At 72.5% G+C, this 15,853-nt stretch carries 15 protein-coding genes; 11 read left to right on the forward strand and 4 right to left on the reverse strand.

The genetic code is table 11. The annotated features are described in order from the left end of the window. Window positions 1–1,031 (reverse strand): sigma-70 family RNA polymerase sigma factor (locus E1264_RS43295; RefSeq protein WP_165964132.1); only part of this gene is annotated, 1,031 nt, incomplete at its 3' end. Window positions 1,032–1,276: 245 nt separating this feature from the next. Between E1264_RS43295 and egtA the strand changes: the two genes are divergently transcribed. Genes egtA through egtD form a run of 4 tightly spaced genes read left to right on the forward strand, consistent with a single transcriptional unit; the run spans window position 1,277 to window position 5,589 of the window. Next, the gene (egtA, locus tag E1264_RS11875) at window positions 1,277–2,512 is read left to right on the forward strand and encodes an ergothioneine biosynthesis glutamate--cysteine ligase EgtA (protein WP_132172625.1); all 1,236 of its coding nucleotides are present in this window, start codon (window positions 1,277–1,279) and stop codon (window positions 2,510–2,512) included. After that, the gene (gene egtB / locus E1264_RS11880; RefSeq protein WP_132172671.1) at window positions 2,509–3,885 is read left to right on the forward strand and encodes an ergothioneine biosynthesis protein EgtB; all 1,377 of its coding nucleotides are present in this window, start codon (window positions 2,509–2,511) and stop codon (window positions 3,883–3,885) included. The genes egtA and egtB overlap by 4 nt, the downstream gene beginning before the upstream one ends. 1 nt (window position 3,886) lies before the next feature. Beyond that, window positions 3,887–4,621 carry an ergothioneine biosynthesis protein EgtC gene (gene egtC / locus E1264_RS11885; protein WP_132172627.1) on the forward strand — a complete coding sequence of 245 codons (735 nt, stop codon included), beginning with the start codon at window positions 3,887–3,889 and terminating at the stop codon, window positions 4,619–4,621. Between the two features lie 11 nt (window positions 4,622–4,632). Next, the gene (egtD, locus tag E1264_RS11890; RefSeq protein ID WP_132172629.1) at window positions 4,633–5,589 is read left to right on the forward strand and encodes an L-histidine N(alpha)-methyltransferase; all 957 of its coding nucleotides are present in this window, start codon (window positions 4,633–4,635) and stop codon (window positions 5,587–5,589) included. Window positions 5,590–5,602: 13 nt separating this feature from the next. Here egtD and E1264_RS11895 read toward each other — a convergent pair whose 3' ends face one another. Further along, entirely contained in the window at window positions 5,603–6,379 is a 777-nt protein-coding gene (locus tag E1264_RS11895) for an SGNH/GDSL hydrolase family protein (RefSeq protein WP_132172631.1), read from the reverse strand. A 254-nt stretch (window positions 6,380–6,633) separates the two neighbouring features. Here E1264_RS11895 and E1264_RS11900 point away from each other — a divergent pair, with 254 nt between their 5' ends. Then, entirely contained in the window at window positions 6,634–7,845 is a 1,212-nt protein-coding gene (locus tag E1264_RS11900; protein ID WP_165964133.1) for an acyltransferase, read from the forward strand. 189 nt (window positions 7,846–8,034) lie between these two features. On the opposite strand, the gene E1264_RS11905 is transcribed toward E1264_RS11900, so the two are convergent. Continuing rightward, window positions 8,035–8,577 carry a cysteine dioxygenase family protein gene (locus E1264_RS11905; RefSeq protein ID WP_132172635.1) on the reverse strand — a complete coding sequence of 181 codons (543 nt, stop codon included), beginning with the start codon at window positions 8,575–8,577 and terminating at the stop codon, window positions 8,035–8,037. Window positions 8,578–8,769: 192 nt separating this feature from the next. On the opposite strand from E1264_RS11905, the gene E1264_RS11910 reads away from it, so the two are divergent. Next, on the forward strand, window positions 8,770–9,825 hold the full coding sequence (locus tag E1264_RS11910; RefSeq protein WP_132172637.1) for a LacI family DNA-binding transcriptional regulator: 1,056 nt from the start codon (window positions 8,770–8,772) through the stop codon (window positions 9,823–9,825). A gap of 3 nt (window positions 9,826–9,828) precedes the next feature. Here the strand turns inward: E1264_RS11910 and E1264_RS11915 are convergent, their stop codons facing one another. Then, window positions 9,829–11,292, reverse strand: coding sequence for an aromatic amino acid ammonia-lyase (locus tag E1264_RS11915; RefSeq protein WP_132172639.1), 1,464 nt, complete (start codon window positions 11,290–11,292; stop codon window positions 9,829–9,831). A gap of 177 nt (window positions 11,293–11,469) precedes the next feature. On the opposite strand from E1264_RS11915, the gene E1264_RS11920 reads away from it, so the two are divergent. The 5 genes from E1264_RS11920 to E1264_RS11940 all read left to right on the forward strand — a co-directional run bounded on the left by E1264_RS11920 (window position 11,470) and on the right by E1264_RS11940 (window position 15,844). Beyond that, window positions 11,470–12,612: an ATP-binding cassette domain-containing protein gene (locus tag E1264_RS11920; RefSeq protein ID WP_132172641.1), complete on the forward strand. Its 1,143-nt coding sequence runs from the start codon at window positions 11,470–11,472 to the stop codon at window positions 12,610–12,612. Further along, on the forward strand, window positions 12,612–13,262 hold the full coding sequence (locus E1264_RS11925) for an ABC transporter permease (protein WP_132172643.1): 651 nt from the start codon (window positions 12,612–12,614) through the stop codon (window positions 13,260–13,262). The genes E1264_RS11920 and E1264_RS11925 overlap by 1 nt, the downstream gene beginning before the upstream one ends. Continuing rightward, entirely contained in the window at window positions 13,259–13,945 is a 687-nt protein-coding gene (locus tag E1264_RS11930) for an ABC transporter permease subunit (protein WP_132172645.1), read from the forward strand. Before E1264_RS11925 ends, E1264_RS11930 begins: the two co-directional genes overlap by 4 nt. 16 nt (window positions 13,946–13,961) lie before the next feature. Further along, window positions 13,962–14,882 carry an ABC transporter substrate-binding protein gene (locus tag E1264_RS11935; protein ID WP_132172646.1) on the forward strand — a complete coding sequence of 307 codons (921 nt, stop codon included), beginning with the start codon at window positions 13,962–13,964 and terminating at the stop codon, window positions 14,880–14,882. Window positions 14,883–15,052: 170 nt separating this feature from the next. After that, window positions 15,053–15,844, forward strand: coding sequence for an alpha/beta hydrolase (locus E1264_RS11940; RefSeq protein ID WP_132172647.1), 792 nt, complete (start codon window positions 15,053–15,055; stop codon window positions 15,842–15,844). The last annotated feature ends 9 nt before the right edge of the window (window positions 15,845–15,853 follow it).

The following is a 15,853-nucleotide window of genomic DNA, read 5'->3' on the forward strand; positions in this document are numbered from 1 at the left end:
GACGGGGACGTCGAGGGCGAGGCCGTGGGCGACGCCGAGGTCGTCGCGCCAGGGACGCCGCGGTCCCGGCGCGGGTCGGCGTTCGCGTGCAGGGCGGCCGTGTCCGGGGGGCTCGCCACCCGCTCGGTCCCGGTGAGGCCGGGCACGGGGTGCTGGGGGGCGGGGCCGCTGCTCATGGAGGCCGGGTTCGTCTGGGCGTTGCTCGCCGTCGGGACGAGCGAGGTGGACCCGCCCTCCTTGCCCGAGGACCAGGTGGCGAGCAGGCCGACGACCGCCGCGGCGGACGCGGCGACGCCCGCCGCCGCGCCGAGGCCCTTGGACATGGCACCGGCCGGCCCGCGCCTCGGGGCGTCCGCGCCGCCGCGCGGGCGGCCGGCGGCGGAGCGGGCCTTCTCCGCGCTGATCGCCACGAGCGGGCTCGGGGTGACGATGCTCGGCAGCGGCCGGGCGGCCTCCTCCTCGCAGGCGGCGAGGACCCGCTCGCGCAGCCAGGCGGGCGCGCCGGACGGCGCGCGCCGGGCGAGGAGCTGCGGCAGCCGGCCCTTCTCGAACGCGGAGATGAGGTCGAGCCGCGGCTCGCTCGTCCCGCGCATGAGGGTGTCGAGGACGGAGCGCTCCAGCCGCGTCCGCGCGGCGTTGAGCAGCTGCGCGACCGTGTCGGGCGCGATGCCGAGGACGAGGGCGATGTCGTGCGGTTCGAGCCATTCGCCCGCCCACAGCAGCAGGACCTCGCGGTGGTCGGTGCGCAGGCCGGCGGCGGCGCGCAGCAGCGGGTCGGAGCCGGAGAACAGCGGCGCGCCGCCCGGACCGCCCCTCGGACCGGTCCCGGTGAAGGCGCCGCGCTCGGCGCAGGCCGTCCTGGCCAGCGAGTACAGCCAGAGCACCCGGTCGCCGCGCGGCGGGTGGTGCACGGCCGCGGTGAAGGTGTCGCCGACGCCCGCCGACGCGAGCCTGTCGCCGACGAGCGACCAGCAGTAGGCGTACAGGCGGTCGGCGTGCGCGTCGTAGAGCGAGCCCATGTCCCCGCGCATCTCGGCCTCCTGTCCCTGTTCACACCCTGATCACACAGCCCGGCTGACGGGACTCTAGCGCCTCCGGTCAATGCCTGAGAAGTCAGGGATTGGGCGAAACGTCGATTAAGTACGGAAGGTAACGGCGGCGCATGCGGACGGTGACGTTCATGGAGATTTAAGGAAGTTCACGAAAATCGGCGGATTCCTGATCCGGTTAAGCAGGGAAGATTCGAACCCGTTATCGAATTACGCGGGGAGTGATCGTGACCCGGATGACCGTCGACGATGTCTACCAGCACATTCACGGCGTCTGCTTCAAGACCGGACCGCCCGGGACCGTCGGTGCCGAGACCGAGTGGCTCGTCGTGGATCCCGCCGATCCCGGCGCCCACGTGCCCGGCGACCGGGTGCGCGCGCTCGTCGCCGGCGCCGGGCCGCCGTCCGGCGGGAGCCGGGTGACCTACGAGCCGGGCGGGCAGGTCGAGCTCAGCTCCGCGCCGTTCGGCAAGCTCGCCGAGCTGCACACCGCCCTCGACGCCGACATCGCCCACGTGCGGGACGCGCTCGCGCCGGACGGCCTCGTCCTCGCCGGGCACGGCGTCGACCCCGTCCGGCGGCCCGTCTTCCAGGCCGACCATCCGCGCTACGCCTGCATGCGCGACTACTTCCACTCCGGCGGCTTCACCGACGCGGGCATGACGATGATGTGCTCGACCGCGTCCGTCCAGGTCAACCTGGACATCGGTGCCGACGACCCGGACGCGTCCCGGCGCTGGCGGCTCGTGCACGCGCTCGGCCCGGTGCTGGTCGCCGCCTTCGCGAACTCGCCGCTGCGCGCCGGGCGCCGCACCGGGATGCGCTCGTCGCGGCAGGGCATCTGGACCGAGCTCGACCCCTGCCGCACCCTGCCCGTCCTGCGCGACGGCGAGGACGGCGACCCCGCCGAGGCGTGGACGCGCTACGCGCTCGACGCCCGCGTCATGCTCCTCCACACCGCGGAGGACGAATGGATCACCAACCCCGGGATGTCGTTCCTGGAGTGGCTGGCCATGGGGGAGCCCGGCGAGGAGGACCTCACCTACCACCTGTCCACGCTGTTCCCGCCCGTCCGGCCGCGCGGCTGGCTGGAGCTGCGCATGATCGACGCGCTGCCCCCGCCGTACTGGCCCGTCCCCGTCGCGGTCGCGACCGCGCTGCTGGACGACCCCGCCGCGTCGCGCGCCGCGGAGGCCGCCGCCGAACCGGTGGCGGACCGCTGGGCGGAGGCCGCCCGCTGCGGCCTCTCCCACGCCGCGCTGGCCGCGGCCGCGCGGGCCTGCTTCGCCGCGGCGCTGGACGCGCTGCCGCGGCTCGGCGCGTCCGGGCTCGTCCCGCTGGTCGAGGAGTACGCGCGCCGGTACGTCGAGCGCGGGCGCACCCCCGCCGACGACCCGCCGTCCGTACCGCCCCCGTCCCCATCACCCTCGTTCCGTAAGGAGGACCCGGCATGGCTCCGATGAGCGCCCCCGGCTCGATCGCGGAAGACGACCTGAAAGAGCTGATCGCCGCCGAACTCGGCGCGGTGCGGGACCGCAGCTTCGGCCTCACCACCGACGTCCTCGCCGAGGACGACCTCATCGGCCAGGTGTCGCCGCTGATGTCGCCCCTCGTGTGGGACCTGGCGCACGTCGGCAACTACGAGGAGCTGTGGCTGCTGCGCGCGGCGGTGGGCATCGAGGCCATGCGGCCCGAGATCGACGACCTGTACGACGCGTTCGAGCATCCGCGCGCCGAACGCCCCTCGCTGCCGCTGCTGCCGCCGGACGAGGCGCGCTCCTACATCGGGACGGTCCGCGCCAAGGTCCTCGACTCGCTGGCGTCGGTCCGGTTCGACACCCCGGATCCGCTGACCTCGGGCGGGTTCGTGTACGGGATGGTCGTCCAGCACGAGCACATGCACGACGAGACCATGCTCGCCACCCACCAGCTACGCAAAGGCGCCCCCGCGCTCCTCGATCCCTTGGCTGGACCGCTCCAGAAAGGCGTTGAGCGCTCCGGACCGGACGAGGTGCTGATCGAGGCCGGCCCATTCCAGATGGGGACGTCCGATCACCCGTGGGCCTACGACAATGAGCGTCCGGCGCACATGGTGGACGTTCCCGCGTACTACATCGACGTCGAGCCGGTGACCAACGCCGCCTATGTCGCGTTCATCGAAGCCGGCGGATACGACGACCCCCGCTGGTGGGATCCCGCCGGATGGGAATGGCGCAACGGCAGCGGCAAACGCGCCCCCGCGTTCTGGTTCCGCGAGGGCGGGCAGTGGCTGCGGCGCCGGTTCGGGCGGACGGAACCCGTCCCGCCCGGCGAACCCGTCCAGCACGTGTGCTGGTACGAGGCCGACGCCTACGCGCGCTGGGCCGGAAAGCGGCTCCCGACCGAGGCCGAATGGGAGAAGGCCGCGCGCTGGGACCCCGTCGCCGAGCGCTCCCGCACGTTCCCGTGGGGCGAGCACTACGCGGAGGGCCACGCCAACCTCGGGCAGCAGATGCTCCGCCCATCGGAGGCCGGAGCGTACGCGTCAGGGGCGTCGGCCTATGGGGTCAGGCGGATGCTGGGCGACGTGTGGGAGTGGACGTCGTCCGACTTCCACGGCTACCCCGGCTTCCGGTCGTTCCCTTACAAGGAGTACTCGGAGGTCTTCTTCGGCCCCGAATACAAGGTGCTGCGCGGCGGTTCGTGGGCGACGCACCCGCTCGCCATCCGCGGGTCGTTCCGCAACTGGGACTACCCCATCCGCAGGCAGATCTTCTCCGGCTTCCGCTGTGCGCGCAGTGTTCTTCCGGGGGGTGTGGGGGGTCGTCCCCCCACAGGGGACACGGAAGGGGCCTGACATGTGCCGCCACCTCGGCTACCTGGGGCCCGACCGGACGCTGCACTCCCTCGTCTACGACGGCGAGTACTCCCTGGAGACCCAGACCTACGCGCCGCGCATGACGCAGGGGAACCTGCTCAACGCGGACGGGTTCGGCATCGGCTGGTACCAGGACGGGAAGCCCGTCCGGTTCCGCCGCGCCCAGCCGCTCTGGACCGACGCGTCGTTCCGCGAGATCGCCGGGGCCGTCCGGGCATCGTGCGCCGTCGCCGCGCTCCGGTCGGCGACGGTCGGGTTCCCCGTCGACGAGTCGTGCGCCCAGCCGTTCCGCGCCGGGACGTGGCTGTTCAGCCACAACGGCAAGGTCGAGGACTACGGCGCGGTCGAGGCCAAGCTCCGCGACCTCACCGGGGACGTCTCCGGCGTCCCGGACGCCCGCGCCCCGGTCGACTCCGCGCCGCTGTTCGCGCTCGCCGTCCGGCACTGGCGGGAGGGCCGCCCGCTCGGCGAGGGGCTGGCCGCCGTTGTCGCCGCCGTCACCGCGCTCTCGCCCGGCCGCTACAACCTGCTCGCCTCCGACGGGACGTCCCTCGCCGCCACGACCTGGGGCGACTCGCTGTTCGTGCGGGAGGGCGGCGGCGAGATCCGGATCGCGTCCGAACCGCTCGACGGCGGCCCCGGCTGGACGCCCGTCCCCGACCGCTCGCTCGTCACCGCCGGCCTCGCCTCCGGCGTCCGCATCGACCCGCTCTGAAGGAGAACCACGTGGACCGGTTCCTGACCGCCGACGACCTCGCCAAGACGCTCCGCCAGGACGTCCGGGACGGGCTCGCCGGCACGCCCAAGACCCTGCCGCCCAAGTGGTTCTACGACGAGCGCGGCAGCGCGCTCTTCGAGGAGATCACCAGGCTGGAGGAGTACTACCCGACGCGCCGCGAGCGGGAGATCCTCCTCGCGCGGGCGCCCGACATCGCCGCCGCCACCGGCGCGCGGACGCTGCTGGAGTTCGGCGCGGGGTCGGGGGAGAAGACCCGGCTGCTGCTCGACGCCCTCTCCGGCACGCTCCGCTCGTACGTGCCCGTCGACGTCAGCGGCGACTTCCTGGAGGAGGCGGCGGCGGGCATCGCGGCCGACCATCCGGGGCTGACCGTCCGGGCCGTCGTCGCCGACTACGAGCAGCACCTGCACCTGCTGCCCGCGGGCGAGCGCCGCCTCGTCGCCTTCCTCGGCGGGACGATCGGCAACATGCCGCCCGCCGACCGGATCGGGTTCCTCGGCGGCGTCCGCGCCACCATGTCCGGCGGCGACTTCCTGCTGCTCGGCGCCGACCTCGTCAAGGACGCGGGACGGCTCGTCCGCGCCTACGACGACGCCGCCGGGATCACCGCCGAGTTCAACCGGAACGTCCTGCACGTCATCAACCGGGAGCTGGACGCCGGCTTCGACCCGGACGCGTTCGAGCACGTCGCCGTCTGGGACGAGGCGGCGGAATGGATCGAGATGCGGCTGCGGTCCGTCCGCGACCAGGACGTTCGCGTCCGCGGCCTCGACCTTGAGGTGTCGTTCGCGGCCGGGGAGGAGATGCGCACCGAGATATCCGCCAAGTTCCGGCGCGAACGCCTCGAAGCCGAGCTCGCCGCCGCCGGGATGGAACTGGCCGAGTTCTGGACGGACGAGGCAGGCGACTTCTCCCTGACCCTCGCCCGCCCAGCGGACGGTTAGGACTCACTGACGGTCAGGACTTGCGGACAGGGTGGTCGAGGCCGAGCCGCGTCAGATCCGAGACCAGGCGGGTCGCCACGTAGCGGTGGCCCGCCGGGCTCGGATGGGTGCGGTCGCGCTTGATGTACTGCATCGCGTTGCCGGTGCCCGTCGTGCGGTCGCCGGTGATCCACCGCTCGCCGATCGGGTCGACGAACGGGACGTCGAGCTGCGCGGCGAGGTTGCGCAGCGCGTCCCGGACGGCGACCGCGCCCGGCATCGGCGTGCCCGAGCCCCACAGCGGGCCCATCAGCACGATGTGCGTGCCCGGCCAGCGCTGCCGCGCCCGCTCGATCAGCAGATGCGCCGCCGCCGCGACCCGCGGCGCGGGGAGGCGCCAGTCGTTGTGCCCGCCGGACATGATCAGCATGTCGGGCGCGGGACGCCAGCCGAGCTGGCTCTCGAACAGGCCGAGGTAGGCGGCGCCGGCGCTCGCCCTGACGAACCCGGCGCCCGCGCGCCCGCCGACGACGACCTGCCAGCCCAGCAGCCGCGCCGTCGCGGACGCGAAGGTCTCCTCCGGCTCGACGCCCCGGTCGCCGACCGTGTAGCTGTCGCCGAGGAACATCACCACGGACGGGTTCTTCGGGGCGGCGGGCTTCTGCGTCTCACCCTGCCCGGGGCCGTCCGCCACCGCCTGCCGGTGCACCGAACCCCGGAACACCGAGCAGCCGGACGCGGACAGGGCCGCGGCCAGGCTCAGGCACAGCACGAGAGTCGCCGCGCCGCGTCGGGCGCGGCGAGATGTCATCGAGAACCACCCATCGTCCAGGACGATTCTTCCAAGCCCATCAGATTGTCAAAGAACATCAGTCGCCCGGGGAGCATTCAGAATCTCGGAGGTTGCACCGCATCTTACTGATCCGGCACGCGGAGAGTGGCGGGTCTGGCCACGGCGCGGCGGGCCGGTATCGCGGGATCGCGTCGGGGAATCGCGGCCTCGCCTACATCCGCCGTTCACTTTCCGGCTCGGGGCGGGAAACCTGGCGCCGAAAGGGTGCCGCGGTGACCCGACCGGAACGGCTCCGCGAACTCGACCTCCTGCGCTTCCTGGCCGCACTGGCCGTGGTGCTTTTCCACTTCACCGGCTTCTGGGGCGAGGGCGCGTGGCCGGACCCGGCGCGCGAGGTGTTCCCGGAGCTCGCGCCGCTCGCCCGGTTCGGCTACCTCGGCGTCGACCTCTTCTTCGTCATCAGCGGGTTCGTGATCCTGATGAGCGCGTGGGGGCGCGGGCCGGGGGAGTTCGGGATATCGCGGCTCGTCCGGCTGATGCCCGCGTACTGGGTGAGCGTGCTGCTCGGCGCCGCCGTCTACGGGATCTTCCGGCAGGGGAACGGCGTCCCCGGTCTGGTCCTGCCGAACCTCACGATGCTGCAGGGCGGGCTCGGCCTGCGGAACGTGGACGCCGTCTACTGGACGCTCTGGGTCGAACTCCACTTCTACGTCCTCGCCGCGATCCTCGCGGCCATCGGCATCACCTACCGTTCCTGCCTCGTCTTCATGGCGGTCTGGATGTTCGGCGGACTGTTCGCGGACGAGGCAGGCCACGAACTCCTCCAGGTGATGCTGGTCCCGACGTGGAGCCCCTACTTCATCGCCGGAATGGCGTTCTTCCTGATCCACAGGTTCGGGCCGACGCTCCTGCTCTGGGGATACGTGGCCGTCTCGTACCTGCTGGCGCTGCGCTGGGGCGCCTGGCGCGCGGAGAACGCGTTCCGGGACGCGGACGAGGTCGTGGTCAGCGCCGTCATCACCGGCATCTTCGCCGTGATGGCCCTCGTCGCGACGGGCCGCCTGCGATGGCTGCGGTGGCGGGGCCTGACCGTTCTCGGGGCGCTCACCTATCCGCTGTATCTCGTCCATTCGCAGCTCGCGCTTCCCCTGCTGGACGCCATCTATCCGGGGCTCAACAGGTGGGCGGCTCTCGCGGTCGTCATCGCCGCGTCCCTGCTGGCCGCCTATGCCGTGCACCGGCTCGTCGAACGTCCGGGTGCGGCGTGGATGCGGGCCCGCCTGCGCGCGGCACTGGAACCGATCCGGTCGTCCGCGCCCCCGCCCATGCCCAGGCTGGGCGATCACGGCGATCACGGCGATCACGGCGGACAGGGCGGACAGGGCGGACAGGGCGGACAGGGCGGACAGGGCGGACGCGGCGGCGATGGCCTCAACGGCAGCGAGCCTCGCGATCGCACCCCGGCTGACGCGATGCAGAGATGAGGTGACGAGGCGGGCGGCGCGGGTGGGCGCGTCCGCCCGAGGTCGGGGGTGTGACACACCGGTGGGGACGTGCGCTTAAGGAGATGTGGGCGTCCGGCCGATGTGAGCGGGCTTCGGCCGGACGCACCGCCTCCGGTGGGCTCGTCTCCCCCGGTCGGGCCCACCGGAGGCTCCACTCTCCGGGGCTCGTCAGGACGGACCCTCCAGCGGCCGCGGTTCTTCCGGCGGCCGCAGCTCCTCCGTGTAGTCGACCGTCAGGCGGCGCATGACGCCCGACTCGTCGACGGAGTACTGGCCGAGCCGGCTCAGCGGCGGCGAGTAGGCGTGGATCGAGACGCTGGCGTCGTCCACGCCCGTCAGCCGGTGGATGTGGTCGGGGCCGAAGCAGAACGACCGCCCCTCGGCGACCACGGTGCGCAGGGGCTCGCCGCCGATCCGCGGGTTGTTCTCCTCGATCGTCCCGGCGACGACGCGGACGGCGCCGGACGACACGTCGTGGTCATGCCAGCCGGTGTCGTTCTCCGGCGTCCAGCACAGGAGCCAGACGTCGACGTGCTCGTCCCGGTAGAGGGAGGCGTAGTGGCGCCGCCCGCCGGGGAACGCGACGTGCTGCCGCCACAGCCCGGGCCGCCCGGCGAGGTCGTCGACGAGCGCGCGCAGCTCGCGCTTGTCGAGCGGACGGCCGGGCAGGCGCTCGAAGCCGGCGGGGCGGGACAGGACCTCTGACGACACGGTTCGCTCCTCTCCTGTCTTTCGTTATGGCCTGTTCATCTGAGGGCGATGGGCGCTTGGGAACGCGCTGGACGCGGCTGCTGAACCGGGTCACTGAACCGCATCAGTTAAGCGTTTCAGTGAACCGGTTCAGAAGCAACCCGTCAAGTGGGGTCCGCCGTTGTGTCGGTGGCCCCATCTAGGGTTGGGGGGATGTCGGAGAAGCGCAAGCGCGCGACCATCCGGGAAGTGGCGCAGGCGACGGGGCTGTCGCCCGCCGCCGTGTCGTACGCGCTGCGCGGGATCCAGACCTCGGAGGAGACGCAGGAGCGGGTCCGCGCCGCGGCGGACGAGCTCGGCTACGAGGCCCATCCGATCGCGCGGGCGCTGGCCAGCGGCCGCACCGACCAGGTCGGGCTGCTGTGCGGCTCGCTTGAGGACTACTGGCAGCAGTCCCTCGCGGTCGGCATCGGCCGCGCGCTGCTCGCCCGCGACCGCTACGCCCTCATCGTGGACGCGGGCGGCGACCCCGAGCGGGAGAAGGCCCTCGCCCGGCGGCTGCGCGACCAGCGGGTCGACGGCCTCATCGTCCAGCCGCTCGACCCGTCCGCCGCGCTGTGGTCCGAGCTGGCGGGCACCGTCCCGGTGGTGTCCATCGGCGACGCGCTGCACGGCGGCCAGGCGCAGGGCGAGGTCGTGTTCGACAACCGGCGCGGCGTCACGCTCGCGCTGGAGCACCTGCGCGACCTCGGGCACCAGCGGGTCACCGTGTTCACCTCGACCCGCGCCAGCACCCCCGACCGTCCCGCCGACGTGCACGTGAACGCCGAGGCCGAACGGCTCGGCCTGCGGGTCGACGTCGTCGTCGTGCCGCAGTCGCTCGCCGCCTCCACCGAGGTCGCCATGCGGGTGCTCGGCGGCGCCGACCGCCCGTCCGCCGTGTTCTGCTTCGCCGACTCGATCGCCTACGGCGTCTACGCCGCCACCCGCGAGCTGGGCCTCGCCGTCCCCGGCGACGTCGCGGTCTGCGGGTACGACAACCATCCGATGTCCGCGCTGCTCACGCCGCCGCTCACCACCGTCGACTGGGACATCGACGGCATCGTGCACTCCGCCGTCCGGCTCGTCGTGGACGTCATCGACGGCAAGCCGCGCAAGCGCCGCGTCGTCCGCGAGCCGTCCCTGCGCGTCCGCGCCTCGACCGGCGGACCATCCGGCGCGCGGCCCGCCGCCGAGCCCGGCGAGCGGCCCGGCGCGGAGCCCGGCTAGGGGTCACGGGTGCAGGCGGGCGAGGCGGGGGAGCAGGTCCGCGGCGGCGGCGATGTCGGCGTCCAGCGGCCGGTCCTCCACGCGCGGGTCGAGAACGCCGGTCGCCAGGTCGAGCGCCGACCTGAGCGGCCCGCCGGACGGCGCGCGGCCCTGCATCCGCAGCGCCCGCACCGCGGCGACCAGCTCGCAGCCGAGCCCGAGCCGGTAGGCGGCGATGGCGTCGGTGGTCGCGCGGGCCGACTGCGTCGAGAAGCCCGCGTGCTCCTCGACGCCGCGCGACAGCACCGCGCTGCCGAGCGCCGCCGGAGTCGCGAGACGGCGCACGTCCGCCAGGCACGAGTGCGCCACATACTCCAAGATCATGATTCCGGACGACGCCTCCGTCGCGGCCTGGAAAGGGTACAGGCCGGTGAAGGACGGCTCCGCGAGCGTCCCGAGCCGCGCGGCGGCCAGCGCCATCGTCTGGAACAGCGCCGCGCGGGCGGAGTCGAGCGCGAGTCCGACGTACGCGGTGTGGAAGTTGCCGTTGTGCCAGACCGTCCGGCCGGGGACGTCGACGAGCGGGTTCTCCGCGGCGGCGTTGATCTCGCGCGTGACGACCTGCTCGGCGTAGGAGGCGGCCTCCAGCGCGGGCCCGTGCACCTGCGGGAACGCCCGGTACCCGTACGGGTCCTGGATCCGCATCGGCGCCGGCTGGTCGAAGGCGAGCAGCGTCCGCATCGCCGCCGCGACGTCCTGCTGGCCGGGGTGCGGGCACGCGTCCTGCACGGCCTGCGCGTACGGCTCCTCCGAGCCCCGGACGGCGAAATGCGACAGCGCCGCCACGACCGTGGACGCGGCGAGCATCTCCCGCAGGTCCGCGACCGCGAGCGCCGCCTCGCCCAGCGTCGCCGCGTTCGAGCTGATGAACGCCAGCGCGTCGGCCGACCGCAGCCGGTAGCCGGGGCCGCGCTCGGCCGCGCCGTCCGGTCCCGGCTGCCAGGGCCGCTCGCCCAGCAGGCACAGCGCCGTCGAGGCCAGCGCGGTCAGGTCGCCCGTCCCGATCGCGCCGTACACCGGCACCGGAGGAAGCAGGCCCAGGTTGAGGACGTCCGCCAGCGCGTGCAGCACCCCCGGCTCGACGCCCGAGCCGCCCGCCGCGAGCTGGTTCAGCCGGACCGCCAGCATCGCCCGGACGATCTCCGGCGCGACCAGCGGCCCCGCGCCCGCCGCGTGGCTGCGCAGCAGCCGCAGGCCGTGGGCGTCGGAGTCCTCCCACTCCACGTCGACGGCGCGGTTCGCGCCGACCCCGGTCGTCCGCCCGTACACCGGCTGGGCGGCGGCGACCTTGGCGGCCGTCCGCCAGGCGGCGCGGGCCCGGTCGACGCCGTCCGGCGCTATGGCGACCGTCACATCCTCACGGGCCGCGCGCACCACCTGCGCGCACGTCAGCGCCGTCCCGTCGATAACGATTCGGCTGTCCTCCACGGCCCACCGCTACTTTCCCTGCATTCCAGGTCGTTATGCTCAAGATCCGAAGTTCCGGACACACCGGGACATCAAGGTGACCGTACCCATTGGTTACGGTTGGGTAGAAGTGAGTAACGGCAGGCAGAGGCCGGAGTCGGAGATCGGCGTCGAGGGCGCCCTGCGAGGAGTGAATCGTTGATCACCTTTGAGGGCGTCACCAAGCGCTACCCGGGCGGCACCGTCGCGCTCGACGATGTCAGCCTCGACTGCCCCGCGGGCCGCATCACGGTGTTCGTCGGCACGTCCGGCGGCGGCAAGACCACCGCGCTGCGCACCATCAACCGGATGGTGGAGCCCACGTCCGGACGGGTCCTCATCGACGGGCGGGACGTCCGCGAGCAGCGGCCCGCCGAGCTGCGCCGCGGCATCGGCTACGTGATCCAGCACGCCGGGCTGTTCCCGCACCGCACCATCGAGGACAACATCGCCACCGTCCCCTACCTGCTGCGCTGGAACAAGAAGAAGGCGCGGGAGCGGGCCCTGGAGCTAATGGAGCGGGTCGGGCTGGAGCACTCGATGGCCAAGCGGTACCCGTTCCAGCTGTCCGGCGGCCAGCAGCAGCGCGTCGGCGTCGCCCGCGCCCTCGCCGCCGACCCGCCGATCATGCTGATGGACGAGCCGTTCAGCGCCGTCGACCCCGTCGTCCGCGCCGAGCTGCAGGACGAGTTCCTCCGCCTCCAGGACGAGCTGCACAAGACGATCGTGTTCGTCACCCACGACATCGACGAGGCCATCAAGCTCGGCGACAAGATCGCCGTGTTCCGGACCGGCGGGAAGCTCGTCCAGGTCGACAGCCCGGAGAACCTCCTCGCCCACCCGGCCGACGACTTCGTCGCCGGTTTCATCGGCCAGAACCGCGGCATCCGCACCCTCTCCTTCGCCGGGACGGGCGACCTGCGGCTGAGCGACGACGCCGTCCGTCCCGCGACCGCGACCGCCGCCGACGCCGCCGGCCTCGACTGGGTGCTCGTCGTCGACGAGGGCCGCCGCCCCCTCGGCTGGGCTCGTCCGACCCTGGTCAAGGGCACGCTGTCGGAGGCATCGCTCGCACCGGTCGGCGCGACGTTCCGCGTCGGCGCCGACTCCGTCCGCGTCGCGCTGGACGCCGCCGTCCTGTCCCCGGCGGGCCTCGCGGTCGGCGTCGACGAGGCGGGCGCGGTGATCGGCACCGCCGCCGGAACCGACCTGCTCGCCGTCCCGACCCACGGCAACGGCCCGCACGACACCGCCGACACCGACACCGCCGAGACCGACGCCGAGGGCGGAGGCGCGGGCTGATGGACATCGACTGGTCCTGGATCGCCGAGCACCGGGACACCCTCACCGAGCACGCGCTCATCCACCTCAGGCTGGCGCTGCTGCCGGTGCTGTTCGGGCTGCTCATCTCGCTGCCGCTCGGCGTGCTGTGCCGCCGCTGGGGCTGGCTCTACCCGCCGGCGCTGACCATCGCGAACATCCTGTACGCGGTCCCGTCGCTCGCGCTGTTCATGATCTTCATCCAGTACACCGGGCTCACCGCGGCCACCGTCATGATCCCGCTGACCCTGTACAGCCTGTCGGTGCTCATCCCGAACGTGGTGGACGGCCTGGCGTCGGTGTCCGAGCCGGTCCGGCAGGCCGCCACCGCCATGGGATTCGGCACGCTGCGCCGCCTCATGCAGGTCGAGCTGCCGATCGCCGTGCCGATCGTCATCGCCGGGACGCGGGTCGCCGCGGTGTCGTCCATCAGCCTCGTCGCCGTCGGGCAGCTGATCGGCCAGGGCGGGCTCGGCTACGACATCATCCGCGGCTACCAGCTCCAGTTCCAGACGCAGATCGTCGCCGCGACCGTCCTGATCGTGCTGCTGGCGCTCGTCACCGACGCGATCCTGGTCACCGTCCAGCGGCTGCTCACACCGTGGGCGCGGGCACGCGGAGCGGCCTCATGAACGACCTGTGGAACCAGATCGACCTGTTCTGGACGTGGCTGACCGCGTCCTCCCAATGGCAGGGCGCCGACGGCATCCCGCACCGCCTGCTCCAGCACCTCTACTACAGCGGGGCGTCGCTGCTGTGCGCCGCCGTGATCGGGCTGACGCTCGGCCTCATCGTCGGCCACACCGGGCGCGGCGGGTTCCTCGCGATCAGCCTCGCCAACATCGCCCGCGCGATCCCCACGTTCGGCCTGGTGCTGTTCGTCGTCGTCATCGAGTACAGCATCACCCCGGTGCTCGTCGCGCTGGTCGCGCTCGCCGTCCCGCCGATCCTGGTCAACACCTTCGAGGGCGTCCGGGCCGTCGACGCCGACGCCAAGGACGCCGCCCGCGGCATGGGCATGACCGGCTGGGGCGTACTGTGGCGGGCCGAGCTGCCGATGGCGCTGCCGCTGATCCTGCTCGGGCTGCGGACGTCGGCGATCCAGGTCGTCGCCACCGCCACCATCGCCGCCTACCCGGGCTTCGGCGGCCTCGGCCGCTACATCATCGACGGCCTGGCCCGCAACGACTACCAGCTCGTCATCGGCGGCACCGTCCTGGTGGTGCTGCTCGCGCTGATCGTCCAGCTGATCTTCGCGGGCCTGCGCCGCCTCATCGTCTCGCCGGGCCTGCTCGGCTCCGCCCGTTCGTCCTGACCGGAGGAAAAGCACAATGAAGAAACTCATCCGTGGCGCGGTCGTCGGCCTGGTGGCCGCCCTGACCCTGTCCGCCTGCGGCGGCGGAGACTCCGGTGACGAGAACCCGCTCGCCGGCGGCGGCGACAGCGGCACGATCACCGTAGGCGGCGCCAACTTCCCCGAGAGCAACCTCCTCGGCGAGCTGTACGCGCAGGCCCTCGAAGCCAAGGGCCTCAAGGTCACCCGCAAGTTCAACATCGGCGCCCGCGAGGTCTACTACGACCAGGTCGTCAAGGGCGGCATCAGCGTCATGCCCGAGTACAACGGCGCGCTGCTGACGACGTCGGTCGACAAGACCAGCACCGCCGCGACGACCGAGGAGATCAACGCGGCGCTCAAGGCCAAGCTGCCGCCCGAGGTCGAGATCCTGAACTCCGCCCAGGCCGAGGACAAGGACTCCGTCACCGTCAACCCGCAGACCGCCGCGAAGTACAACCTGAAGTCGATCGCCGACCTGAAGCCGGTCGCGAAGGAACTCACCATCGCCGGGCCGTCGGAGTTCAAGACCCGGCAGCAGGGGCTCGTCGGCCTGAAGAGCGCCTACGGCCTCGAGTTCAAGAAGTTCCAGCCGTTCGACGCGGGCGCCCAGGCCACCCTGGTGAAGCTCCTCACCGAGAACAAGATCCAGGCCGCCGACCTGTTCACCACCGACCCGACCATCGAGCAGAACAAGCTCGTCGTCCTCGAAGACCCGAAGAACGTCTTCAGCGCCCAGAACGTGACGCCGCTGGTGCACAAGAAGTCCGTGAACGACACGGCGCGGGCGGCCCTGAACGCCGTCTCCGCCAAGCTCACCACCCAGGACCTCCTGGACATGATGAAGCGCATCGCCATCGACAAGGACGACCAGGAGAAGGTCGCCGAGGAGTGGCTGAAGAAGTCCGGCCTGGCCTGACCCGCCCGACCCCGTTCAGGCCCCGCTCCACGACCGAGGAGCGGGGCCTGAGCCGTTTCCTGTTCGTGACCTTCTACCGGTCGATTCCCGGCGTGCGCACGCGTCGTCATGGAGAAGCGCCGCCACGACGCGCCCGCCGCCCCCGGCGGATCGATCATGAGAGGACGACCATGACCACGGTGATCTCGGCCGACGGAACCGCCATCGCGTTCGAGCGGACCGGCGAGGGCCCGCCCGTCGTCCTGGTGGCCGCCGCCCTGTGCGACCGCCTGGCGACCCGCCCCCTCGCCGCGGAGCTGGGACGGCACTTCACCGTGTTCGGCTACGACCGCCGGGGCCGGGGCGAGAGCGGCGACACCGCCCCGGACACCGTCCGGCAGGAGATCGACGATCTGGGCGCGATCATCGCCGAGGCCGGTGGGGAGGCGGCGGTGTACGGCCACTCGTCCGGGGCGGTCCTCGCGCTGCACGCGGCGGCGTCCGGCCTGCTCATCACCGCCCTCATCCTCCACGAGCCGCCCTTCCTCCTCCAGGACGACCCGGCGGAACGCGAAAGGTCGCAGGCACAGCTCCAGACCATCGAGGAACTCCTCGCGCAGGATCGCCCGGCCGACGCGATCGCGGCCTTCCTGACGCCCGCGGGGATGCCGCAGCAGCTCATCGACTCCATGAGCCGGGATCCCGGCACCCAGGCGAACGCCCGCACCCTGCCCATCGACCCCTTCGCGATGCTGAGCGAGGAGAGCAGGGGCGGACGCACCCCGATCGAGCAGGCGCGCGACGTGACCGTCCCCGCCCTCGTGCTGTGCGGCGGCGCCAGCCACCCGTGGATGATCGAGACGGGCCGCCGGATCGCCGAGGCCATGCCGAACGGAACGCATCGGGTTCTCCCCGATCAGGGACACATCGTCCCGGCCGAGGTCCTGGCCCCCGCGCTGACGGACTACTTGTCCACGCCGTGACACCGACCT

This window comes from Actinomadura sp. KC216 (assembly GCF_004348535.1).
In the GTDB taxonomy this organism is placed as follows: domain Bacteria; phylum Actinomycetota; class Actinomycetes; order Streptosporangiales; family Streptosporangiaceae; genus Spirillospora.